We start from the raw sequence: 24328 nt of genomic DNA on the forward strand, positions 1-24328 counted from the left end.
GGCACACAACTGTCTGATTCGTACGAGAGGGGAATCCATGCTGCGTTTGATCAAGAGTATCGTGCTGGCGTCTGTTATCGCTGTTGTTGCCGGCTGCGGCGGCGGGGGCGGCTCATCGCCGCGGCTGGTTGCGATTATGGTCCAGACGGCCAGCCCGCTGGTGCCCCTCGGTTCCGGCTGCCAGTTCAGCGCGACCGGCAGCTACTCCGACAACAGCAGTGCTGATCTGACCTCACGAGCCACCTGGAGCTCCTCGGACACAGTGGTGGCGACCATCAGCAACAGTGCCGGGAGCAATGGCGCGTCGCTGTCGGTTTCGGGCGGCTCTGTCACAATCACGGCTGCGCTTGGCGGGATAACGGGTTCCTACGTGCTGGGTGTCGTGCCGATTGGTGGCACGGTTCAGGGGACTCCGCTGAACTTGGGTAACAATGTCAGCACCTTTGCCGGCAGCGCGGCCGCCCTCAATCTGCCGATCGGCATAACGACCGATGGCCGCAACCTGTATGTGGCCGACAGCAACAATAACAGGATCAAAAAAATTGTGATTGCCAGCGGGGCCGTTACAACCGTGGCCGGTTCCGGCCTGCTGGGTACGGTGGATGGCACTGGAACGGGAGCACGGTTTTACCACCCCAGAAGCCTCACCACGGATGGCACCTGCCTGTATGTAGCTGAACTGGAAAGCAACAAGATCCGCAAGGTCGTTATTTCCAGCGGTGTCGTTTCGACGATTGCCAGCGTAACCTCACCAGCCGGTATCACGACCGATGGCATCAATCTGTTCGTGACCGATTTTAACAGCCACACCATCAACAGGATTGCCATCGCCACCGGTGTTGTTACGCCACTGGTCGGAATTGCCGGTACCCCGGGCTCAATTGACGGTTACTCCTCTGTTGCAACCTTCAACCATCCGGTGGGCATTACCACGGACGGCAGCCATCTGTATGTAAACGATTCCGGGAGCGGCCTGATCCGCAGGATTGTGATTGCCAGCGGGGAGGTGTCAACGCTGGCCAACGGGTTTACAAATCCTGCCACCGGCATCACCACCGACGGCACCTATCTGTACGTGGCGGATTACGGCAATACGATCAGCAGCATCGCCCTGTCCGGGGGCGGTGTTACGCAACTGCTCGGAGCTGCCGCGGGATTCGGTCATCCGGAAGGGCTCACGTCGGATGGCAAGAGTCTCTTTATTGCGGACAGCAACAACAATTCCATTCGCATGCTCAGGTAGAATAATGCTGCCCTCCGGCTGAATGCCCCGGCCCTCCTGCTCCGAATGCGACCAGGAGGGCCGGCTCTTTTCTGGGACAGGCGTCATTTTTAGCTTAACTTGAGGCCCTGTTTTTCCGATACGAACTATGATGCAGGACTGTCAGACGGCACGTTCGCAAGATTGGAACCCTCCTCAACCATCCTTTATCAAACGCAGCACACGTTGGGAATCCGACTGACGCACTATTCTGAAATCAGGGTTAGGAGCAGTGCTTGACAGGAAACATTGTAGTCTCAATCATACTTTCTGCGGTTTTGATGCTGATGCCATCGGCAGTCTGGGCGGCGCCCGCAGCCCCGGTTGTCAGCGAAGCAGTATCCGTTACCCAGACCGGATTCAGCGCCACCTGGCAAGCCGTGAACGGTGCGACCGGTTACCAGCTGGATGTCGCCACCGATCCGGGCTTTACCAGCTATGTCAGCGGCTACATGGCGCTGGACGTGTCTAATGTCACCAGCTACCCCGTCATTAATCTCAGTTCCGGAATTCCCTATTTCTACCGCGTGCGTGCCTATGACGGCAGCGGCACCAGCCTGAATTCCAACACCAGCTCTCTGGTAACCCTGCCTCCTACCCCCAGTGTTCCGGTTGCGGCTGATGCTGTAAACGTAACCCAATCTGGATTTACTGCCGGCTGGAGTGCAGCGATCGGCGCCACCGGCTACCGCCTTGATGTTTCAACAGATTTCAGTTTTACCTCTCTTGTCAGTGGTTACAGCAATAAGGATGTGGGTAATGTCATCAGCGTATCCGTCAGCGGTCTGGCGCCCAGCACAACCTATTATTACCGTGTGCGGGCATATAACAACGGCGGTACGTCGGTAAATTCCAATTCCACGGTACTGAGTACCCTGCCTGCTATCCCGGATTTCCCGGATGTCACCGGCGCAATTGCCATCACCCAAACCACTTTTACCGCCACCTGGGCTGCAGTGGCCGGTGCCACCGGTTACCGGATTGACGTTGCTACTACGGTCGGGTTCACTACTTTTGTCACCGGCTACAGCAACAAGGATGTAGCTAATGTTACCAGTTTCGGAGTCAGTACTCTCAAGGCCGGTACCACCTATTTCTATCGGGTCCGTGCCTATAATGCCGGGGGAACCAGCGCAAACTCCGACACCGCTGCCCTGGTAACGCTTCCGTTACCGCCGGCTGCCCCGGCTGTCACCCCTGGTGCAACCTCTATCACGCAGACCAGCTTCATCGCCAACTGGGTTTCCGTAACCGGTGCAGGCGGTTATCAGCTCGACATTGCGACCGATATAGGTTTCACGTCTTTTCTTGCCGGCTTTGACAACAGGGATGTAGGTATTATCACAAGTTTTTCCGTCATTGATTTGACTGCCGGCACAACCTATTATTACCGTGTCCGTGCCTATAACAATGGTGGCTCCAGCATCAACTCCAGCACGATTACATTGACGACGGTACCTCTGGCTCCGGTTGCTACAGCAGCGACAGCTGTTACCCAGACCGGCTTCACTGCCAATTGGAATGCTGTAAGCGGGGCAACCGGGTATAAGCTGGATGTGGCAACCGATTCAGCGTTTATCAGTATTCTCAGCTCTTATAAGGATAAGAGTATAACCACCGGTACCAGCGCTGCCATTACCGGTCTCGTAGCCGGAACCGGTTACTATTATCGCGTCCGTGCCTATACCAGTGGCGGGACCAGTGCCAGCTCAGATCCTATCAACCAGTACACTCTTGCGACCCCTGTTGCGACTGCTGCAACCAATGTCAGCCAGACCGGTTTTACTGCTACCTGGAACCCCGCTATCGGAGCGATTGGCTACAAGCTTGATGTGGCCACCACGTCCGGCTTTACCACCTTTGTCAGCGGCTTCAACAACCTGGAGATGGGCCCGGCAACCAGCGCTGCCGTCAGCGGCCTGACCGGCGGTACCACCTATTATTACCGGGTACGCGCCTACAACAGCACAACGACCAGTACCAATTCCAACGTCATTACCCAGGCCACTCTCTCCACCCCGGGGGCTACCGCAGCGACGCTGGTTACCCAGACCGGTTTTACCGCCAACTGGAGTGCCGTGGGCGGGGCCAGCGGCTACCAGCTGGATGTCGCCACTGATAACGGCTTTACCGACTTTGTCAGCGGCTACAGCAACAGGGATGTGGGACTTGTCACCAGCTGGTCGGTCAATGGCCTGACCCCCGGTGTCACCTTTTACTACCGGGTGCGGGCCTACACCAGCGTCGCCACCAGCACCAACTCCAACACCATTTCCCAGATCACCCTGGCGACGCCGGTCGCCACCCCGGCGACACTGGTTACCCAGACCGGTTTTACCGCCACCTGGGGTGCGGTGGCCGGCGCGACCGGTTACCGGCTGGATGTGGCCAGCGATGCCGCCTTCAGCACCATTCTGACCTCCTATAGCGACAAGAATGTACTCAATGTTACCAGTTCTGCAGTTACCGGTCTCATTGCCGGCACAAACTACTATTACCGGGTCCGGGCCTATAACATTACCGGGGCGACCGTGAGTTCCAATGTAATTACGCTCACCACCATTCCTCCTGCGCCGGTTGCCACTGCCGCTACGCTGGTTACGCAGAGTACGTTCACTGCCAACTGGAATCCGGCGGCGGGGGCACTCGGCTACAAGCTGGATGTGGCCACCAATTCGACATTCACTGCCTTTGTCAGCGGTTTCAATAACCTGGATATGGCCAGCGCGACCAGCTCCGCCGTCAGCGGTCTCTCGGCCGGCACCAGCTATTATTACCGGGTGCGGGCCTACAACTCTGCTGGAACCAGCGGCAATTCCAATTTCATTACCCAGGCCACCCTCTCCATCCCGGTTGCCACTGCGGCGACGCTCGTTACCCAGACCGGGTTCAATGCCAACTGGAATGTCGTGAACGGGGCCAGCGGCTACCAGCTGGATGTGGCCACAGATAACGGCTTTACCAGCATTGTCAGCGGCTACAGTAACAAGGATGTGGGGCTTGTCACCAGCGCGCCGGTCAGCGGGCTGACACCAGGTGTTACCTATTACTACCGGGTGCGCGCCTACACCAGTATTGCAACCAGCAATAACTCCAACACCATCACCCAGATCACCCTGGCGACTCCCGTCGCCACCCCGGCGACACTGGTTACCCAGACCGCTTTCAAAGCGAACTGGGATGCGGTGGTCGGTGCTACCGGCTACCGGCTGGATGTGGCCACCGATGCCGCCTTTAGCAACATGATCACGGGCTATAACGACAAGAACGTGCTCAATGTCACCAGTTATGCAATCAGCGGACTGACTGCCGGCACGGGTTATTATTACCGGGTGCGGGCCTTTAACAGCAGTGCTACGACCGTCAGTTCCAATGTCATCAATCCCACGACCTTTCCTTCTGTACCGGTAGCCGTTGCCGCGACCGCCATCACCCAGAACGGATTCAGCGCCAACTGGAACCCGGCGCTCGGGGCAACCGGATACCGGCTGGACGTGTCCCTGGCTACGACCTTCAGCACCTTTGTTGCCGGCTACAATGATCTGGATGTGGGCAATGTCACCAGTTATGCCGTCAACGGACTGGCCGCCGGCACCAGCTACTATTACCGGGTGCGGGCCTATAATACCGGTGGGACCAGTGTCAGTTCCACGCCCGTCATTACCCTGAAAACGGTGCCGCTGGCGCCGGTCGCCGCCCCGGCAACAACTGTTACCCAGACCGGTTTCAAAGCCAACTGGGGTGTCTCCAACGGGGCCAGCGGTTACCTGCTGGATGTGGCAACCGATTCCGCTTTTACTGCATTCGTCAGCGGTTACGAAAACAGGAATGTGCTGGCCGTTACCACCTACAGCATCACCGGTCTGACTGCCGGCGTTGACTATTATTACCGGGTGCGCGCCTATAATGCCGGCGGTACCAGCGACAGCTCCAATGTCATTGCCCAGCCGACCCTGGCCACCCCGGTTGCTGCTGCGGCGACGTTGGTCACCCAGACCGGCTTCACCGCTGCCTGGGGGGCTGTTGTCGGGGCAACCGGCTATCGGCTTGACGTTGCCACCAATTCGACGTTCCTGGCATTCGTAAGCGGATATAACAACAGGGATGTAGCCAATGTCACCAGCTTTGCCGTCAGCGGACTGACCGCCGGCGTCACCTACTACTATCGGGTCCGTGCCTACAGTACCTCTATCACCTCCGCCAATTCCAATGTCATAACCCAGGCCACCCTGGCGACCCCGGTCGCCACTGCGGCGACGCTGGTTACCCAGACCGGTTTCACCGCCACCTGGGGTGCGGCCACCAGCGCCGGCGGCTACCAGCTGGATGTGGCCATTGATGCAGGTTTTGCCAGTTTCGTCAGCGGCTATAACAGCAAGGATGTCACCAATGTCACCAGCGCGGCTGTCAGCGGTCTCTCCCCCGGCACCACCTACCATTACCGCGTCCGGGCCTATACCAGCGCCGCCACCAGCACCAACTCAAATACGATCACGCAGATAACCCTGCCGGCAACCCCTGATGCTCCGACAGCCATGTCCGCCACCTCAGTCACCCAGTATACCTTCACCGCCAACTGGGGGGCCGTCAACGGTGCCACCGGCTATCGCCTGGATGTATCGGCTGATTCCGGCTTCGCCAGTTTCGTCAGCGGTTACAACAACAAGGATATGGCCTCTGCCACCAGCTCTATCGTCAGCGGGCTCTCGGCCGGCACACTGTACTACTACCGTGTCCGGGCCTACAATACGGGCGGGATCAGTACAAACTCGGGTGTCATCAACCAGGCCACCCTGCCCGCGACCGCCTCTGAAGTACCGACGGTTACCGTCGCGACTGTAATTACAGCAACTGCTTTTACCGCTAATTGGGGAGCAGTGATCGGCGCGGACGGCTATGTGCTTGATGTTGCGTTTGATAATGGCTTCACCAGCATGGTCACAGGCTACACAACCAAAAATGTGGGTAATGTAACAAGCATTGTTGTCAGCGGGCTTACACCGGGCACCACGTATCATTACCGTGTCCGGAGTTATAATGTTGCCGGAACCAGCGCCAATTCCAATACGATAACAACCTGCACCCTGCCGGATGCGCCGGTTGCCTCTGCGGCAACTGCCGTTATCCTGACCGGCTTCAGTGCCTCCTGGATTGCTGTGACCGGTGCCAGCGGCTATCAACTCGATGTGTCGACGAATCAGGCTTTCAGCAGCTTTGTTAGCGGCTTCAACAGCAAGGATGTGGGAGCTGTCACCAGTTTCACAGTCAGTGGACTGACTGCCGCCACGACCTACTACTATCGGGTCCGGGCCTATACCGCTGGAGGGGCCGGCAGCAACTCCGATTTCGTCACTGTCGTGACGCTGCCGGTGGCACCGGTCGCGACGGAGGCAAACTCGGTGACCCGGACCGATTTTAACGCCACCTGGAACATTGTCAGCGGGGCTTCGGGATATCAGCTTGATGTCGCCACTGACCAGTGGTTTACCAGTTTCGTTGCAAATTACAGCAACCGGGATGTGGGTAACGTCACTTCATTTGCCGTAAGCGGTCTTGCTGCGGGCACGACCTACCACTACCGTGTCCGCGCCTATACCAGCGGCGGTGTCGGTGCGAATTCCAATCCCATTATTCAGGCAACTCTTCCTGAAGTTTCTGCCGCTCCGGTCTGTACAGCTGCCACGAATGTGACCGCCTCCGGCTTTACCGCCAACTGGGAGTATGTCTATGGCGTTACCGGTTACCGGATAGATGTTTCGAAGACTGACGCCTTCTCAGATCTTGTTGTCGGCTACAATAATTTTGATGTTGGCAATACGAATACCGTAAATATTGTCGGCCTCACACCCGGGTTAGCCTATTTTTACCGGGTCAGGGCTTATAATAGCGGTGGCAGCAGTCCGGACTCAAATGTCATCATGGTGCCCGCCGTTTCTGCAACCCTGACAGTAACCGTTAACGGTAGCGGGGGAGGTTCAGTGCACAGTGATACGGGTGGAATTGCCTGTATCTCTGGTTCTCAGAATAATTGCAGTGCGGGTTATGATGGCGGCGTACAGGTGACCCTGACTGCCACGGTCGATTCCAGCTCCATTTTCACAGGCTGGACCGGTGACTGCAGCGGGACGGCCGCCTGCCTCGTCACCATGGACACCGCCAGAAATGTGACCGCAACCTTCAATACCTTTCCGCCGGTGCGCATCTTCGACGCAGTTACCCCGCGCTATTTCGATACCCTGCAGGCGGCTTACAACGCTGCAGCGGACGGTGACGTCATTCAATTGCGTGACGGTACCCTGGTTGGCGAACTGTTGGCCAACCTCCCGGTCAGCGTAACGGTCAAAGGGGGCTTCGACGCCACCTACTCTGATAACAGTCTGGATACGAAACTCCAGGGCGTGGTGACGCTGCAGCAGGGAACGGTCAGGATGGAGAAGGTGAAGCTGGGATTATAAGGGAAGATTCCGGATAAAGTCGCCCTCATCCGCCCCTGCGGGGCACCCTCTCCCAGGGGGAGAGGAACACAGGTTCGTGGATATGGTTAAGTAGCAATTGGTTGAACGCCGTCAGGTAATCACAGCCCCGCCGGAAACGACGAATTTGACGGCCTCTTCCACCGTCATACCACTCTCGAAGACATCCTCCTCGCGAAAGAACAGGGCAAAACCGGAGGTCGGATTGGGCATGGTCGGTATATAGACCACCACCAGACGTTCGCCGTTGCGCTCCACCTCCGCCGTTACGAAGCCGACCGCCTTGACGCCCGGGCGGGGCCAATCCACGAAAACTGCCCGCCGGTAGGATGATTTACCTTCCTTGAAGACCTTGGTCAGCTGCTTGCTGGAGGAATAGATCGCGTTGACCAGCGGGATGCGGTTCATCAGGTTGTCACCCAGCTTGAGCAGCTGGGTACCCAGGACATTGGTGGCCAGCAGGCCGCCCAGGTAGATAACCACGACGCCGGTGATGATGCCCAGTCCGGGAAAGTTCAGTTCCTGTTTGGTGATGATGCTGAACAGCCGGTCGAGATAGCTGCTGAGGATGCCGTCGGTAAAATTGAACAGGAACTTGAGGATGAAGAGGGTGATGCCGATCGGGATGACAACAAACAACCCGGCGATAAACGTCCCTTTGAGATGCTTGACAATGAATTTCATGCGTGTCCCCGACCCTTCCAGAACTCTGACAACAGCTGCTCCGCTTCTGCGTAATCCTCCAGATCCATTTCCAGCTCCGGCGTCCAGGGGCGGTGCTTGTAATAGAGTTTGTCATAGTAATGCGTTATCAATCCCCGGCCCAGCCCCTCTATGTCCCAGTCCGCCAGCAGGCCGGCCAGCTCGGCGTAACGTTGCCCCCCGAGTTTTTTTCTGATCCGTTCCAGCGCCTCTGCCATTGCCTCCCGGTATTCTTCACGGGCATATTCCACCGCCAGTCTGCGCACACGAGTTTCCAGCGAGGCCACGCACCAGACTTTGCAGCTTCCGGCCATGACCTCGTACAGGTTTCCCGGCAGGGCGATCCTGCCGATGCGGGGGCTCTCCCCCTCCAGCACAATCGGGCGGTCGGCAGGTGCCCTTTGAAAGGCGTCCCACAGCAGGGTTTCAAAACGCTTCTGGCTGAGGGTTTGATACAGGCCGACCTCGCCAAAGGCCGAGCCGCGATGACAGGCCAGTCCCTCCAGGTCGATCGATGTCCAGCTTGATTGGTCAAGGCCGTTGATGAAGGTCGTCTTGCCGGTGCCGGTCATGCCGTGCATGACGATCAGCGGGGCCGGCGGTGTGAATGCCTCGAAGTATTTAATGACCAGGCCCCGGAAGGCCTTGTAGCCGCCGCGCAGCTGTACGACCGGATAGCCGCTCATCTCCAGCAGGATCGCCATGGAGAGGCTGCGCAGGCCGCCGCGCCAGCAGTAGACCACGATCGGCCGGCCGGCGGCATGGGCGGCGATCTCCGCCACCATGGCGCCGAAGCGGCTGCAGGTCAGTACCAGTCCGCGCTGGCGGGCCTGCTGCGGACCAACCTGCTTGTAGATCGTACCGACCTCGACCCGCTCCTCGTTGTTGAGGATCGGGACGTTGATCGCGCCGGGCAGGTGGTCTTCGGCAAACTCCAGCTGTGTGCGCACGTCGATGATGCAGTGACTGTCCAGCAGGGCGGGGGTAAAGGTGCATTTTTCAGGCATAGTGTCCAGGCTCCAGGTCAGTTAGTATAAGCGACACTGACCGTACTGGCAACAGTGTAATGGGGGCGGGTTATTCTGGTTGAACCGGCTGGCTGGATTGTTGCACAAGAATAACTATCCATCTCAGGGGGGATTGTCATGAAAACGGCTATTATGCTTTTTGTTTCGATTGTATTCGGCTATTCATCACCAGCCTGTGCCGCCGACTATCATGTCGGCCCCGGCCATACGTACTCCGCTATCGGTGATGTCGCCTGGGAAACCCTCCAGGCCGGGGACACAGTCTATATCCATGCCCGTCCGGCACCCTATTATGAAAAATGGGTGCTGAACCGGGTCGGCACCGTCAATTCGCCGATTACCGTCAGCGGGGTGCCGGACGCGAACGGGGCCCTGCCGATTATCCATGGCGAGGGGGCGACAACGCGCACCCAGTTGGATTACTGGAACGAAGAGCGCGGTATCCTCAAGATCGGCGGTTCCAACAAACCGGCAGATGGAATGCCTGGTTACATCGTGATCGAAAATCTGCACTTCCGCAGGGCCCGGGGGGACTTTACCAGACACGATGCGACGACCGGCAGCTACAATGGAAATGCTTCCGGGATCTACGTGGAGAAGGGTGACCATATCACGGTACGTAACTGTATTATTGAGGATAACGGCAACGGCCTGTTTGTTGCCAGTGCTACAACCGACATGGTGGTTGAAGGCAACTATATCTTCGGAAACGGCAACAGCGGCAGTATCTACGAGCACAATACCTACACCGAGGCGCGGGGAATCCTCTACCAGTTCAACCGCTTCGGTCCGCTCTGCAGCGGCTGTTCTGGCAACAATCTGAAGGATCGCTCCTCCGGTACGGTGATCCGTTACAACTGGATCGAAAGCGGTAACCGCCAGATGGATCTGGTGGATAACGAGGGTAGTGTGGACCTGACCACTGCCCCGGCATACCTGAAGACCTATGTGTACGGTAATGTATTGATTGAGCCGGATGGCGCCGGCAATAATCAGATTCTTCATTTTGGCGGAGACTCAGGTACAACTGCCAAATACCGCGGAACGCTGTACTTTTGGAATAACACGGTCGTTTCGATGCGAGCCGACAATACTACACTGTTGCGATTGTCAACCAACTCACAGACGGCCGAGGTCTGGAACAACATTCTCTATGTCACGGCAGCAGCGAACCGACTGGCTCTGTCAGATTCGTCCGGCACGGTGCGTTATGGCGGAAATCTGTACAAGTCCGGTATCTCGGCTTCCCATTCCGGCGTGACTGGTTCAGTTACAAACCTCGGCGGAAATGTCACTGCGGCCAGTCCCGGTTTTGTGGACGAGTCACTTCAGGATTTTCACCTGTTGGAGTCCTCACCCGCACGCAATGTTGCTGTTTCCTTGCCGCTTGCCATGATGACCTTCCCGCTGGATCGTGAATATCTGAAACACCAGTCAGAAATTCCCCGCCCGACAGATACGCAGCTTGATATCGGCGCTTTTGAATTTCCAGTACCACAGAGGATATTAACCATAAACATCAATGGCTCCGGCTCCGGCTCGGTCAGCAGTGATGCAGATCATTCCGGGATTGCCTGTCCCGATATGTGCCAGGCCCCATTTGCTGATGGCTCAGTGGTTACTCTTGGGAACTATCCTTCCGCCACCTCTGTCTTCGCCGGCTGGAGTCCAATCTGCAACAGCGATCCGTGTGTTTTGGCCATGGATGCTGACAAAGACGTAACGGCAACCTTCAATCTGGCCCAGGTGAAGAACAAAACTACTGCCACAAACTACGGAACACTCGCCGATGCACTCTCTGCGGCAGTGACAGGCAACGAACTGTTGCTGCTGGGTATGCAGTACAACGGGGTGGTTTCCCTGGATGTTGGCGTTATCATAAACGGCGGCTGGGACAATATATTCGGTATCAAGAACGGTACGCTGACAACTCTGAATGATGGCTTGACGGTTGTGAACGGAGTATCGATTGCTGATACGCTAAACGTGAAGGGGAAACTGACGATCAAGGGAGGCAGTCTGCGGGTGCGGGATGTGAAGGTGCATTCGTAATTTCTGAATCTGTGCAGGCGTTGGAAACAAAGGGGGCCTCCAGATGGAGAGAGCCCCTTAGTTTTGTTGGCGAACCGTGTTTGATTGCGACTCCTTGACTTTTCAGCATGCTGCCTGTAATTTATTAAAATTTTAGTCCTACAATCAGTGCGGAGGCTTTACCACTATGGAATATAAAGACACCCTCAATCTACCGGCCACCGACTTTCCGATGAAAGCCAACCTGAACCAGCGCGAGCCGGTCATGCTGGCCAAGTGGGAAGAAACCGGCCTGTACAGTGCAATGGAGGCTGCCGGAGCCGATAAACCTCTCTACGTGCTGCACGACGGCCCTCCCTACGCCAACGGTCACATCCATATCGGCCATGCCCTGAACAAGATCCTCAAGGATTTCGTGCTCAAGGTCAAGCGCATGCAGGGCTTCCACGCCCCTTATGTCCCGGGCTGGGACTGCCACGGCCTGCCGATCGAGCTGCAGGTGGAAAAGAACCTGGGCTCCAAGAAGAGCCAGGTCTCCAAGCTGGAGATGCGCAAACTGTGCCGCGAGTATGCTGCCAAGTTCGTCGAGATCCAGAAGGAGGAGTTCAAACGTCTGGGGATCCAGGGTGACTGGGAAAATCCCTACCTGACCATGAAGTACGAATATGAAGGCTTGACCGCCGGCGAACTGGCCAAGTTCGCTCACAACGGGGGGCTGTACCGTGGCCGCAAGCCGGTGCACTGGTGCTCGTCCTGCGTGACCGCCCTGGCCGAGGCCGAGGTGGAATACGCCGATCATACCTCGCCTTCGATCTATGTCCGCTTTGCGGTGCAGGATGACCTCTCCTCTGTCATCCCGGCCCTGGCCGGCAAGCAGGCCTATGTGGTCATCTGGACCACCACCCCCTGGACGATCCCGGCCAACCTGGCGGTTGCCCTGCACCCCGAGTTCGACTACGTGGCGCTGGAGACGGAAAAGGGCGTGCTGATCGTTGCAGAGGGACTCAAGGATTCATTCCTGGCAACGGTTGGTCTGACCGGTTCGGTTATCGCCACCTTCTCCGCCACCCTGCTGGAGCGCAAGAACTGCAAGCACCCCTTTTACGACCGGAACTCGGTCATTCTGCTGGGCGAGCATGTCACCCTGGAGGCCGGTACCGGCTGTGTCCATACGGCCCCCGGCCATGGCCAGGAAGACTACGAACTGGCCCTGAAAGAGGGACTGGAGGTCTACAACCCGGTTGACAACTACGGCAAGTATCTCTCCACCGTGGAGTTCTTCGCCGGGCAGCAGGTCTTTGCCGCCAACCAGAGTGTGATCGACAAATTGATTGAGGTCGAGGCGCTACTGCAGACCTCCAAGATCAGCCATTCCTATCCGCACTGCTGGCGCTGCAAGAAGCCGATCATCTTCCGCGCCACCGAGCAGTGGTTCATCAGTATGAAGGCCAATGACCTGCGCGGCAAGGCCCTGGGGGCCATCGACCAGGTGCAGTGGATCCCGAAATGGGGACGTGAGCGGATTCATGGCATGATCGAAAACCGCCCGGACTGGTGCGTGTCGCGCCAACGATCCTGGGGCGTGCCGATCACCGCCTTTTCCTGCACGGCCTGCGGCGAGTACGTGGCCGACGGGAAACTGATGGATCATGTGGCCGCTATTTTCAAGGAACACAGCTCCGATGTCTGGTTCGACTGGAGCGCCGAGCAGCTGTTGCCGGCCGGTACGGTTTGTCCCAAGTGTGGTGCTGCCTCCTTCGAGAAGGAAAACGACATCCTTGATGTGTGGTTCGATTCGGGCGTATCCCATGCCGCCGTGCTGGAGGCCAATCCCAAGCTGGCTTCACCGGCCGACCTGTATCTGGAAGGGAGCGACCAGCACCGCGGCTGGTTCCACTCGTCCTTGCTGGAGAGTGTTGGTTCACGCGGTGTGGCGCCCTACAAGAGCGTCCTGACCCACGGCTTCGTGCTGGACGGCAAGGGGCACAAGATGAGCAAGTCCACCGGCAACGTGGTGGCGCCCGAGGATGTCATCAAGAAGTTCGGCGCCGATGTGCTGCGCCTGTGGTGTTCGGCCCAGGATTACCGCGATGACACCCGCATTTCCGAAGAGATCCTGACCCGTGTATCCGAGGCCTATCGCCGCATACGCAATACCTGCCGTTATATTCTGGGGAGCATTTCGGATTTTGATCCGGCAGCCCATTCGGTGAAACCCGCCGATATGCCCGAGATCGACCGCTGGGCCCTGCACCAGCTGGAGATGCTCAAGGAGCGGGTGCTGACCGCCTACCAGGATTTTGCCTTCCATGTCATCTACCAGGACGTCAACGGTTTCTGCACGGTGGAGATGAGCTCCTTCTACCTGGATATCCTCAAGGACCGCATGTACACCAGCAAGGCCGATTCCCTCAGCCGCCGCAGCGCCCAGACCGTGCTGCACGAGATCCTGGATACCCTGCTCCGTCTGCTGGCCCCGGTGCTCTCCTTTACCGCCGATGAGGCGTGGCAGCACATGCCGGCCCGCAAGGAACAGAGCGTCCATTTGGCAGCTTTCCCGCAGCTCCATCCCGAATGGAAGAACGATGCGCTGGTGGAGCGCTGGGACCGTATTATGAAAGTTCGGGCCGATGTTTCCAAGGCCCTGGAGCTGGCCCGGGTTGCCAAGACCATTGGCCACTCTCTGGATGCCAGCGTGGCTATTGCTGCTCCGGCTGAACTTATGCTCTTCCTGCGCGAGTATGAGGTCGAGTTGCCGAGCATCTTCATCGTTTCAAAGGTGACATTGCTTGACAGTGTTGATGGTGAGTGTTGGAATTCTGAAAACATTGAAGGGCTGAGGGTTCAGGTGACTGCAGCGCCCGGCGCCAAGTGCGAGCGCTGCTGGTATTACAGCGAAGAGTTGGGCACTGATGAGGCACATCCGGCCATCTGCCCGAAATGTACGGCGGCGGTGTTATAATGAAACCACGCTATACCCTGTTTGTCACCCTGACGATGTTCGGGCTGCTGTTCGATCAGGCGACCAAGCTGTATATCGACCGCAGCATGCAGCTGTTTGACACGATCCCGGTGGTTTCCAATTTTTTCAACATCACCTATGTGCGTAACCGTGGCGCCGCCTTCAGTTTTCTGTCCGAGGCCTCCTGGCGACTGCCGTTTTTTATTGCCATCACCCTGGTGGCTGCCATCGCCATCCTGGTGGCGTTTCACAAGCTGCGCGATGACCAGAGGCTGGCCCAGATCTCCATGGCCATGATCTTTTCCGGGGCTGTCGGTAACCTGATCGACCGGGTGCGACTGGGTGAAGTCATCGATTTCCTGGATGCCCACTGGTATCGCCACCACTGGCCGGCCTTCAATGTGGCTGACTCGCTGATCTGTGTGGGAGTGTTCCTGTTGGCCCTGGATATGCTGCTGGAAGAAAAACGGTCGAAAGTCGGTCGTGCCATGGACAAATAAGATCAATTTAGTTGACAATATGATTGTGATTGTTTAGTCAATTGGTGTATGTTTCTGTTGACAGCTGTACTGAATTAACGAACTCACTGACAAGGTCAGGCCTCGTAATAATGCATCTAACGTTTCGACATATGGCACTGCTGCTGATCATCCTCTATCTGTTAATCCCGGTCATGGGGTTTGCACATGTCACTGCACCGGATGTCATGGCAACGGACCTCCGATCGATTGACCGCTTGGCGGATTCTCCCTGCGATCACTGCCCCTGCAGTGATGAAGAGGGTTCGCATTGCTGTGATACCTCTTCCTGCAGCTGCTCGTATCACAGTCCGCCCGAGCAGGGTGTTCAGGTGAACTATGCCCCGGTTGTAATCATTACCCGCCATACCGATTCTTTCTGGCTATTGCCCCAGGTGTACAGTTCCATTTTTGTCCCTCCCCAGAACCAGTCCCCAGATGTTTTTCAGATAGCATCGAACAGCCGGAAACGGTGAAGCTGTTGGGAGTTGTATGACAGTGCAACAACTGAAGCCTGCTTCACGGGATGCGTGCATAAACGAAACATAGCAACTGGACACCTTTGAACATAACTTCTAACTAACTAAAGGAGTTTTCGCGTGACAGCCAAACAGCAAAGTTTTATCCAGTCCCTCTGGGATTTTTTCTGCTCCTTGAAACTGACCATGTTCCTGCTGATCTCCCTGGCGATCCTGTCAATCATCGGGACGATCATTCCGCAGGGGACGCTGCCGCCGGAGTATCTGGCGACAATCAGCCCCGCCAAACACCAAATTTACAAGACACTCGGCTTTTTCGATATGTACCATTCCTGGTGGTTTATCCTGCTGCTGTATCTCTTGACGGTCAATCTGGTGGCGTGCTCCATCAAACGCCTGCCGCATATCTGGAAGATCATTTCCCAGCCTACACTGACCATGAGCAGTGGCCTGGAGCAGTCCCTTCCCAATACCGCTTCGTTCAAAACCAGTGAACGGCCTGAACAGCTGAAAGAGAAACTCTCGGCATTTCTTGGTTCAGAGTTTGCCCGGCCGGTCGCAACAGAGGCTGACGGTGCCTGGCACCTGTTTGCTCAAAAAACACCCTGGTGCCGACTGTCGGTCTATTTTGTCCATCTGAGCGTGATCATCATCTTCATCGGCGCCATGATCGGCTCACTGTTCGGCTACAAGGGGTTTGTGAATATCCTCGAAGGGGAAAGCGTCTCAAAAGTTATGGGGCGATCAGATAAAGAGATTGATCTCGGCTTTTCGGTGCGCTGTGAGCAATTCAGTGTTGCGCTCTACAAAACCGGGGCACCCAAGGAGTTCAAAAGCATCCTGACCGTCCTGGAAAACGGCCGGCCGGTGCCCGACTACACCAATGTCCGTGTGATTGTCAACGATCCGCTGACCTACAAAGGGATCACGTTTTACCAGTCCAGCTACGGCAATGCCGGCAACTACTTTTTTACCGTCAGCGGGGCCGACGGTAAGAACGCCGTCCCGGTGACCCTGGATACGAATACCACAGCCACCCTGCCTGACGGCAGCACTATGCATGTCATTGAAGCGACCGACGATGTCTCACAATTCGTTCCCTCGCTCTCCGGTCCGGCCGTTCAGGTTGAAATCCATGGACCCCAGGGAGGCAGTGAAAAGGTCATTGTCTATGCCAACCATCCCGAATTGAATATCCAGCACGCCAAGGAGCATAATGGTGGAATGGTGCTTCAGTATAAGGGTGCCCAGAAAAAAATGTATACCGGTCTGCAGGTAGCCAAGGATCCGGGTGTATGGACCGTATGGCTGGGATGCGCACTGATGGTGGTGGGGATCTATGGTGCCTTTCTCATGTCCCACCGCCGCGTCTGGATACGCATCCAGAGCGGAACCGTTACCATTGGCGGCAATGCCAGCAAGAATCAGGCTGCCTTCGAGCAGTACTTTGAAGAGCTGGCAAAAAAACTTAAAAGACATCTTTCAGGGGAGGAACACTCATGACCAGCTCGCTTTTGTTTAATGTAACGACCGTTGCCTATCTTGTCTCCATGCTGCTGTTTTTCGCATTCATGGCCAGCCGTGTAAAGGGCCTCGGCACCGCCGGTATGATAGTTGCCTACGGTGGACTTTTGGCGCAGACCGTGGCGATCGGACTGCGCTGGAAGGAATCCTACGACATGGGTGTCGGCCATGCGCCGCTCTCCAACCTGTATGAATCGGTGGTCTTCTTCTCGTGGACGATCGTGCTGATCTATGCCATTCTTGACATCAAGTATAAATACCGGGTGATCGGCGCCTTTGTCATGCCCTTTGCTCTGCTCGGCATGGCTTGGGCCCAACTCGGGATGAGCAGTGGTATCGAACCGCTTGTGCCGGCGCTGCAGAGCAACTGGCTGCTGTATCATGTTATTACCTGCTTCCTGGGTTATGCCGCCTTTGCCGTTGCCTGCGGCATCTCCATCATGTACCTGATCAAGGCCGGCAGCGAGGATTCCGGGGATGCAGCGGCCGGCAGCGGCATGCTGGCCATGTTTCCGCCCATCAGGGTGCTGGATGACCTCAACTACCGGGCCATCATGATCGGATTTCCATTGCTGACCCTCGGCATCATCACCGGGGCCGCCTGGGCCAACTACGCCTGGGGCACCTACTGGAGCTGGGACCCCAAAGAAACCTGGTCCTTGATCGTCTGGTTCGTGTACGCTGCTTTCCTGCACGCCCGCTTCACCAGGGGCTGGGTCGGCAAGCGGGCGGCCTGGCTCTCGGTCATCGGATTTGCTGCCACGATTTTCTGCTACCTGGGGGTCAACCTGTTCCTGTCAGGTCTGCACAGCTACGGCGGCGGAAAATAGCACAATCGGGATTTAATGATTTTGCAGTCAACCAAGGAGCAAGAAAATGAAAAGACAGATATTATACGCTAGTACCTTACTATTGGCTGTGATGTTTCTGAGCATCACCGTGCTTGAGCTCAATGCCCATGCCAGGGCCGGGAGCAGTCGTTCCACGGGCAGCCGCGGGACGCGCAGCTATTCACAGCCGGCCAGTCCACCGTCCCAGGCGATACCGCCTCGCCAGCAGGCTGCGCCGGCACCGGCACCAAACACCTTCCCGCAACAGCAGCAGAGCGGTGGATTCATGAGGAATATGGCCGGCGGAGTTCTGGGTGGAATTGCTGGAGGTATGCTGGGAGGCATGCTGTTCAGGAGTCTGGGGATGGCAGGGGGCGGCATGGGCGGCGGCGGTGGTATCGGCTTGTTTGAAATCATCCTGCTGGCCGGGATCGGCTACCTGATCTATCGCTTTATCAAAAATAAAAGAGCGGCTGCCGAATCCGCTAACCATTATGATCAGGGCGGTTATCAGGGTGGAACAGTGACTCCCATTTCAAATGAATATGGCGGTAATCAGCTGCCGACGGGTGATGTGAATACCGGTCTGGGATATATTCGTCAGATGGACGGTTCATTTGATGAACAGCGTTTTAACGATTTGATAATGGATAATTTCTTTAAAATCCAGGGGAGCTGGATGAATCGCGACCTGGCACCGGTGTCCGGGCTTCTGACCGATGAGATGAAACGGATCTTTCAGGAAGATCTGGACCGTCTGCTGCGCGACAAGCAGGTCAACCGGCTGGAGAATATCGCTGTCAGAAATGTGGAGATCGTAGAAGCATGGCAGGAGACCGGTCAGGATTACATCACCGCCCTGATTTATGCCAACCTGCTCGATTACACCACTGACGATGTCAGCGGCGCGGTCGTCTCCGGCAGCAAGACTGAACCGGTGAAGTTTGAGGAGTACTGGACATTCACCCGGCCGGTCGGCAACAACCCCTGGCGCTTGTCGGCCATCAACCAGAAATAAAGGATACATGGAAACCGCTAATATTGGCACGCTGTACCGGCGTGCCAGTCTCCTGGCTGTCTTTACAATTATCTACAACCTGATCGAAGGGGCGGTTTCGGTCTGGTTCGGTGCTGCCGATGAGACCCTGGCCCTGTTCGGGTTCGGGGTCGATTCGTTCATCGAGGTCATCTCTGCGATCGGTGTCTGGCACATGCTGCGCAGAATCCGGATCAGCGCAGGCGAGACACGGGACGAGTTCGAACAGCGAGCGCTCAGGATTACCGGCACTGCCTTCTACCTGTTGTCTGCGGGTCTGGCAGCGACGGCGGCGGTCAATATCTATCAGCAGCACAGGCCCGAGGCGACGCTCCCGGGTGTCGTCATCTCCTCCCTCTCCATCTCGTTCATGTGGTTCCTGATTCATCACAAGACCAGGGTCGGCACTGCGCTTAACTCACCGGCCATCCTGGCGGATGCCGCCTGCTCGCGGGCCTGCGTCTACCTTTCGTTGGTGCTGCTGGCTGCCAGTCTGGGCTATGAGTTGACCGGGATCGGCAGCCTGGATGCCCTGGGGGCGCTGTTTATTGCATGGCTGACCTGGAGGGAAGGGCGGGAAGCATTCCAAAAGGCGGCGGGTATGGCATGTTCATGCAGTTGTCAGTGCAAAGGATAAGTAGCAGTAGCGGACATATAGTGTCACAGATCTCCACTCATCTCCTGCAGCAGGTACAGTTTTGGGTTCAGCGCGGCAACACAGCTGATAACCTCTTTCAATCGTTCTTCATCCAGTCCGCACTCCTCGTCGATCCCCTGGAAATACGTGAATCCCTTGGGCAGCGGTGAAAAGCTGCCTTCCCGCAACAGTGAGACATCCACCATATCGTTGACACGTCCCGTGGCTTCCCATGGGTCGCGGTAGTTGAACTGGCGCGCCACGACCTGCAAACCCATGCCGTTTTTGAACGCTGCCCGCACCTCGAAGGAGAACTCCCGCGGGGCGCTGTAGCTATCGGTCCTGCCCGAGCGCGCCATGACCTCGGCGCCCGCTTCCTGCAGCAGTGCCCCGACAGACTCGGCGGTCATCGGCTTGAAATTGTCCATACTCTCTATACCTCCAGTCTGAGTTCAACTCCCCACGGTGCCGGTTTTTCACCCCCTGCAGTCAGAACCCACAAGGTCGGGAAAGCCATCGTATCGGGTACAGGGCCGATGCCGTCGGTCAGGTAGATGACTGCTGCCGGCAGCGGCTGCATACCCTGAGCAAATTCGAATACCGGCCGCAGATCTGTGAAACCGCCGCCTTCATAGATTTGAGCCACGCTTGATGAACTGTTGAACGTCTCAATCTGCTGAATGCGGCTGTTGGCGTACAGGACGGTGATGCGGGCATCCCGTCCCCGGGCGATCTGCAACAGTTCTGCGGCAAAGGCCTCCCGCAGTTGGGGCGTGTTTGTCGAGTCGCTGACGTCGATGCCTATCAGCAGGTTCAGCCTGCCGCATCTGCGGATACCCGGGGTGTCGTGGCTGAATCGGCGGTGCTCGCGCATCCAGGTTGATGTATGGCCAACCCTGCCGGCTGTTGCAACAAACTGGCGCAGGATCTGTTGCCAATGGATCGGCGATGGGCGCAGCAGGGAGTCCACAATGGTACGGACGTCTTCCGGGACCTCTCCGTCACTTCCTCGCAGGCTGTCACGAGTCATGGAGCGCATCATCTCCTCTCCCAGCGGCAAGGGGGTGCTGTCGGCTTCGCTCCAGATCTTGTGGTCATCAAGTGTTGCCGCATTCTGAATCTCAGCCGAACCCTGTCCGCACGCTCCGCGACTGTCCTGCTCTCCATCTCCATAGCCGCTTCCCTCCAGGTTGCCGATATCAAAGGGAGGCACCAGTGCGTCGAAATATTCCTCTGCAGCCAGTCCGCAGTCCTGTCCGTACATCTCAGGCATGAGGGCATCGGCCGGCAGTCCGGCCACGGTAGGATTGATAGCCAGATCACAGCAAATGTCCCAGTCATGCTGGTTGCGGTCTTTTCTCCGCAGCGGGTGCAGGTGCAGGAGGTGCTTGATGAGGTGCTCCAGAAGCGCCTCCTGTTCGACAGGGGCCAGTTGGCTAAACAGGGGAGGGTTGAGGCAGAGGGTCGGAACACCGTTGCGAACCGTTACACCGGCTGCGTGCGGAGAACCTGTCAGCTGAGAACGCCGCAGATTGAGCAGGAAATGCCCATAGAACGGCTTGTTTCGCAACAGGCGGATGATGGCGTTTTCGAGAGTGTTCATCGGGATGGTTACGCGGCGCCGTACAGCCCGTTCAGGCACACGTCTACGATTTTACCCTGGCCAATGGCACGCTCCAGCAGACCTTTTTCATCGCTTCCGACATGTGAAATGACTTGGAAATCGGCGCGTTTGCCGACTTCAAGTGAACCGAGCGTGGCAGAAAGACCGAGGGCGGCAGCTCCGCCGCAGGTGGCCATGCGGAATAAATCAACCGGTGAGAGTTCCCCTGCGAACTGGTCCAGGGCAAAACGCATCTCGTCCCACAGGGAGAGCGAATCATTGCTGGCCAGAGAGTCAGTGCCGAGTGCCAGGGGGATACGGAGCTTATTGAACAGTGCCAGCGGTGCGCGCCCCACGTCCAGTCGGTCGTTGCTGCGGGGGCAGATGCAGATCGTAGCACCCCGTTGTTTCAGGATGTGGGCATCCGCCAGGCTTGTGTGGACGCAGTGCACGGCCAGGGTCGCGGGAGTCAGCAGGCCGTGGCGGTCGAGCAATTCGGTGGAGGAACAGCGGCGGGGGGGCATGAGATACTGTTCCCAGCCGACAAAGGGGTACAGCTCATCGGCCAGCGGTCCGCTGGTACCGAAGATGAAGTCGCTTTCAGCCTGGGATTCGGAGATATGGATAGCCAACGGCAGTCCGCGGGAAATGGCCGCTTCGCGGATCAGCGCCAGATTGCTCTCGCCGACCGTATAGGGGGTATGGGGGGACAAGCCGGGAGCCATAAATCCTCCGGGCATACTGTCGACAGCAGTCACGGCCTGATCCAGGCGTTCGCGAAATTTGGCGGTATCGTAGCCAAGCGTTTCAAAAAACAGCCGGCCACTCAGCGGGGGAACGGTATAGGAGGACGCCAGGTCATAGCGGGAGATGATGTCCCCGACGGCGGTCGTGCCCGATTCGACGCACTTGCGCAAACCTTCCACCAGCGATGCACGAAAATCTTCACCGTTCAGTCCACGTGTGATTTTGATCATCTGGATGATCCAGTCCGTGAAGCGCCGCGGGTTGTAATCCACATGGGTACGCAGGCGCCAGGAAGGGAAATGGGTCAGTTCAAGGTGAGTGTGGGCATTGACGAAGCCCGGCACGATGGCGCAGTCGTGGTGCTCTACCACCGGAGCGGAATGGGTTTTTTTCAGTTCAGCCAGGGTTCCGGTTGCAGCTACCAGGCCGTCACGCACGAGAACCGCTCCGCCGGCGATGGGGGGGACATCGGGGTTTATCAGCCAGGCGGCGGCATGTATGGTGGGGTCGGACATATCATTCCTCCGTGGTATGAATAGAATTATACCTGAAGAAAGGCTAAATGGATACACGCTCCATCAAATAACTGCAGGCGGAAAACGCATGTTCTCCGCCTGCAGAAGTGTGATTCAGTTAAATTTTGAGTGGTCAGTGCACGCACTTCAGTTTGGACTGACCGGCCTCTTTCCGCTGCAGGTCTGCGCCGGTGACGATGGCACGTTGGATTTTGCTTTTGAGCATGATGCTCTGTACGGTTACAGTTCCTCCCCCAGTACGGTATTATCGATCAGGCGTGTCGATCCGATTTTTACAGCCAGGGCCAGCAGCGTCGATTCTGTTGCAGTTGTAACCGTTTCCAGTGAGCCGGTATCGCGGAACTCCAGATAGTCTATCGTCGCGGCAGATTCAGACTGGATGACAGCCAGCGCGGCCACGCGCAGGGAGTCTGCCTTTCGTTCACCTGCTGCAAAGCTTTGCCGCACCAGCCGGATCGCCCTGGACAGACAGAGGGCGCTTTGCCGCTCTGCCGCCGACAGGTAGGCGTTGCGTGAACTCATTGCCAGTCCGTCCGCCTCACGTACAATCGGCATGCCGACAACCTCCACCGGCATACTCAGGTCCGTTGTCATGCGGCGGATGATTGCCAGTTGCTGGAAATCCTTCTTTCCAAACAGGGCTACATCCGGTTGAACGATATTGAACAGTTTGGTCACGACGGTGGCAACACCATCGAAGTGGCCGGGGCGACTGGCTCCGCACAACGGCAGGGCCAGCTCTTGTACCCTGATGGCGGTCTGAAAGCCGGGTGGGTACATCTCCGTTGCAGAGGGGGTAAAGACGATATCGACGCCACATTCCCGGGCGATGGCGCAGTCGCCGTCCAGATTGCGCGGATAACGTTCCAGGTCCTCACCCGCTCCGAACTGGATCGGATTGACAAAGATCGACAGTACCAGCACATCTCCCCGACGGCGTCCTTCACGCAACAGCGAAGCGTGCCCTTCATGCAGGAAACCCATGGTAGGGACAAAGACGATGCGTTTGCCTGTATGCTTGAGCGCATGTGCGGTCTGCTGCACGTCTGTTATTGAACTGATGATCTTCATGAAAAGGAGTGCTCTTCTGTCGGAAATTCGCCAGAGCGGACTTCGGCCACATAGCTTTTGACAGCGTCGCTGATGATCGGTCCCAGTTCGGCATAGCGTTTGACGAATTTGGGTGAATATTTCTCGCACAGCCCCAGGATGTCGTGAATCACCAGCACCTGGCCGTCGCAGGACGGGCCGGCGCCGATTCCGATGGTCGGAATGCTCAGTTCTGCTGTGATTTGCGCCGCCAGTTTGGCGGGAATTCCTTCCAGCACCACAGCGAAGGCACCGGCGCTCTGGACGGCATAGGCATCCTCCAGGATACGGTCGGCCTGCTCTTTGCGACCCTGTACCTTGTAGCCTCCCATGCGGTGAACCGACTGGGGGGTCAGGCCGATATGGGCCATGACCGGGATATCGATCTGGCTGACGGCACGGATGACGTGGGCCATGTTCATGCCTCCCTCGATCTTGACCGCCTCGGCGCCACCTTCCTTGATCATTCGTCCGCAGTTGCGGCAGGCCTCCTCGCTGCCGGTCTGGTACGACATGAAGGGCATGTCGGCTACTACCAGCGCCCTGGGTTCGGCGCGCCTGACAGCCCGGGTATGGTAAATCATCTCGTCCATGGTCACCGGCAGTGTGGTGTCATGCCCGGCGACGACTACGCCGGCCGAGTCCCCCACCAGAATGACGTCGGTTCCTCCGCCGTCCACCAATCGGGCAAAGGGGAAGTCATAGGCGGTCAGCATCGTGATGCGGCGACCGTCCTGCTTCATCTGGAGAATTTCAGGTATGGTAATTTTCTTTCGCATATGCCCCTGTTTCTAGCTTGATAAACAGAATGAATTCTATTATGCCCTGCCTGCAGTGCAGATACGTGCACACTCAAAATGCTTATAGTGTTG

The 24328-nt window shown here is 57.2% G+C and carries 17 protein-coding genes; 10 read left to right on the top strand and 7 right to left on the bottom strand.

Annotated features, from left to right (window positions below):
• The first annotated feature begins 37 nt into the window (after positions 1 to 37).
• Both ACOCF6_RS15290 and ACOCF6_RS15295 read left to right on the top strand, forming a co-directional pair.
• Positions 38 to 1243: an NHL repeat-containing protein gene (locus ACOCF6_RS15290; protein ID WP_482461195.1), complete on the top strand. Its 1206-nt coding sequence runs from the start codon at positions 38 to 40 to the stop codon at positions 1241 to 1243.
• A 254-nt stretch (positions 1244 to 1497) separates the two neighbouring features.
• Positions 1498 to 7716: a fibronectin type III domain-containing protein gene (locus ACOCF6_RS15295; RefSeq protein ID WP_482461196.1), complete on the top strand. Its 6219-nt coding sequence runs from the start codon at positions 1498 to 1500 to the stop codon at positions 7714 to 7716.
• 111 nt (positions 7717 to 7827) lie between these two features.
• On the opposite strand, the gene ACOCF6_RS15300 is transcribed toward ACOCF6_RS15295, so the two are convergent.
• Positions 7828 to 8418 (bottom strand): DUF502 domain-containing protein, encoded by a 591-nt coding sequence (locus ACOCF6_RS15300; RefSeq protein ID WP_482461197.1) that lies wholly within the window; start codon positions 8416 to 8418, stop codon positions 7828 to 7830.
• Entirely contained in the window at positions 8415 to 9443 is a 1029-nt protein-coding gene (mnmH, locus tag ACOCF6_RS15305; RefSeq protein WP_482461198.1) for a tRNA 2-selenouridine(34) synthase MnmH, read from the bottom strand. The genes ACOCF6_RS15300 and mnmH overlap by 4 nt, the downstream gene beginning before the upstream one ends.
• Before the next feature lie 138 nt (positions 9444 to 9581).
• Between mnmH and ACOCF6_RS15310 the strand changes: the two genes are divergently transcribed.
• The 8 genes from ACOCF6_RS15310 to ACOCF6_RS15345 all read left to right on the top strand — a co-directional run bounded on the left by ACOCF6_RS15310 (position 9582) and on the right by ACOCF6_RS15345 (position 19481).
• A complete protein-coding gene (locus ACOCF6_RS15310) occupies positions 9582 to 11516 on the top strand; it encodes a right-handed parallel beta-helix repeat-containing protein (RefSeq protein WP_482461199.1) in 1935 nt (644 codons plus the stop codon).
• A 166-nt stretch (positions 11517 to 11682) separates the two neighbouring features.
• On the top strand, positions 11683 to 14457 hold the full coding sequence (gene ileS / locus ACOCF6_RS15315; protein WP_482461200.1) for an isoleucine--tRNA ligase: 2775 nt from the start codon (positions 11683 to 11685) through the stop codon (positions 14455 to 14457).
• Complete coding sequence (gene lspA / locus ACOCF6_RS15320; protein WP_482461201.1) at positions 14457 to 14957, top strand: signal peptidase II; 501 nt, start codon at positions 14457 to 14459, stop codon at positions 14955 to 14957. The genes ileS and lspA overlap by 1 nt, the downstream gene beginning before the upstream one ends.
• Positions 14958 to 15067: 110 nt before the next feature.
• The gene (locus ACOCF6_RS15325; RefSeq protein ID WP_482461202.1) at positions 15068 to 15451 is read left to right on the top strand and encodes a hypothetical protein; all 384 of its coding nucleotides are present in this window, start codon (positions 15068 to 15070) and stop codon (positions 15449 to 15451) included.
• Positions 15452 to 15574: 123 nt separating this feature from the next.
• Positions 15575 to 16957 carry a cytochrome c biogenesis protein ResB gene (gene resB, locus ACOCF6_RS15330; RefSeq protein ID WP_482461203.1) on the top strand — a complete coding sequence of 461 codons (1383 nt, stop codon included), beginning with the start codon at positions 15575 to 15577 and terminating at the stop codon, positions 16955 to 16957.
• Positions 16954 to 17808, top strand: coding sequence for a c-type cytochrome biogenesis protein CcsB (ccsB, locus tag ACOCF6_RS15335; RefSeq protein WP_482461204.1), 855 nt, complete (start codon positions 16954 to 16956; stop codon positions 17806 to 17808). The genes resB and ccsB overlap by 4 nt, the downstream gene beginning before the upstream one ends.
• Positions 17809 to 17854: 46 nt before the next feature.
• Complete coding sequence (locus tag ACOCF6_RS15340) at positions 17855 to 18826, top strand: Tim44 domain-containing protein (RefSeq protein WP_482461205.1); 972 nt, start codon at positions 17855 to 17857, stop codon at positions 18824 to 18826.
• Between the two features lie 7 nt (positions 18827 to 18833).
• Positions 18834 to 19481: a cation diffusion facilitator family transporter gene (locus ACOCF6_RS15345; RefSeq protein ID WP_482461206.1), complete on the top strand. Its 648-nt coding sequence runs from the start codon at positions 18834 to 18836 to the stop codon at positions 19479 to 19481.
• Between the two features lie 23 nt (positions 19482 to 19504).
• Here the strand turns inward: ACOCF6_RS15345 and ACOCF6_RS15350 are convergent, their stop codons facing one another.
• The 5 genes from ACOCF6_RS15350 to panB form a co-directional block, all read right to left on the bottom strand.
• The gene (locus tag ACOCF6_RS15350) at positions 19505 to 19909 is read right to left on the bottom strand and encodes a hypothetical protein (RefSeq protein ID WP_482461207.1); all 405 of its coding nucleotides are present in this window, start codon (positions 19907 to 19909) and stop codon (positions 19505 to 19507) included.
• A 5-nt stretch (positions 19910 to 19914) separates the two neighbouring features.
• Positions 19915 to 21084, bottom strand: a complete 1170-nt coding sequence (locus ACOCF6_RS15355) for a vWA domain-containing protein (protein ID WP_482461208.1) — start codon at positions 21082 to 21084, stop codon at positions 19915 to 19917.
• Between the two features lie 8 nt (positions 21085 to 21092).
• Positions 21093 to 22346 carry an amidohydrolase family protein gene (locus ACOCF6_RS15360; protein ID WP_482461209.1) on the bottom strand — a complete coding sequence of 418 codons (1254 nt, stop codon included), beginning with the start codon at positions 22344 to 22346 and terminating at the stop codon, positions 21093 to 21095.
• Positions 22347 to 22586: 240 nt separating this feature from the next.
• The gene (panC, locus tag ACOCF6_RS15365) at positions 22587 to 23438 is read right to left on the bottom strand and encodes a pantoate--beta-alanine ligase (protein WP_482461210.1); all 852 of its coding nucleotides are present in this window, start codon (positions 23436 to 23438) and stop codon (positions 22587 to 22589) included.
• Complete coding sequence (gene panB, locus ACOCF6_RS15370) at positions 23435 to 24235, bottom strand: 3-methyl-2-oxobutanoate hydroxymethyltransferase (protein WP_482461211.1); 801 nt, start codon at positions 24233 to 24235, stop codon at positions 23435 to 23437. Before panB ends, panC begins: the two co-directional genes overlap by 4 nt.
• Positions 24236 to 24328 lie beyond the last annotated feature (93 nt).

The organism is Geobacter psychrophilus (genome assembly GCF_056821595.1).

Excerpts from the sequence above, each read along its gene's own strand:
- ACOCF6_RS15290 (WP_482461195.1), top strand. The coding sequence starts at position 38 with ATGCTGCGTTTGATCAAGAGTATCGTGCTGGCGTCTGTTATCGCTGTT.
- ACOCF6_RS15300 (WP_482461197.1), bottom strand. The coding sequence starts at position 8,418 with ATGAAATTCATTGTCAAGCATCTCAAAGGGACGTTTATCGCCGGGTTG.
- mnmH (WP_482461198.1), bottom strand. The coding sequence starts at position 9,443 with ATGCCTGAAAAATGCACCTTTACCCCCGCCCTGCTGGACAGTCACTGC.
- ACOCF6_RS15310 (WP_482461199.1), top strand. The coding sequence starts at position 9,582 with ATGAAAACGGCTATTATGCTTTTTGTTTCGATTGTATTCGGCTATTCA.
- ileS (WP_482461200.1), top strand. The coding sequence starts at position 11,683 with ATGGAATATAAAGACACCCTCAATCTACCGGCCACCGACTTTCCGATG.
- lspA (WP_482461201.1), top strand. The coding sequence starts at position 14,457 with ATGAAACCACGCTATACCCTGTTTGTCACCCTGACGATGTTCGGGCTG.
- ACOCF6_RS15325 (WP_482461202.1), top strand. The coding sequence starts at position 15,068 with ATGCATCTAACGTTTCGACATATGGCACTGCTGCTGATCATCCTCTAT.
- ccsB (WP_482461204.1), top strand. The coding sequence starts at position 16,954 with ATGACCAGCTCGCTTTTGTTTAATGTAACGACCGTTGCCTATCTTGTC.
- ACOCF6_RS15340 (WP_482461205.1), top strand. The coding sequence starts at position 17,855 with ATGAAAAGACAGATATTATACGCTAGTACCTTACTATTGGCTGTGATG.
- ACOCF6_RS15345 (WP_482461206.1), top strand. The coding sequence starts at position 18,834 with ATGGAAACCGCTAATATTGGCACGCTGTACCGGCGTGCCAGTCTCCTG.
- ACOCF6_RS15350 (WP_482461207.1), bottom strand. The coding sequence starts at position 19,909 with ATGGACAATTTCAAGCCGATGACCGCCGAGTCTGTCGGGGCACTGCTG.
- ACOCF6_RS15355 (WP_482461208.1), bottom strand. The coding sequence starts at position 21,084 with ATGAACACTCTCGAAAACGCCATCATCCGCCTGTTGCGAAACAAGCCG.
- ACOCF6_RS15360 (WP_482461209.1), bottom strand. The coding sequence starts at position 22,346 with ATGTCCGACCCCACCATACATGCCGCCGCCTGGCTGATAAACCCCGAT.
- panC (WP_482461210.1), bottom strand. The coding sequence starts at position 23,438 with ATGAAGATCATCAGTTCAATAACAGACGTGCAGCAGACCGCACATGCG.
- panB (WP_482461211.1), bottom strand. The coding sequence starts at position 24,235 with ATGCGAAAGAAAATTACCATACCTGAAATTCTCCAGATGAAGCAGGAC.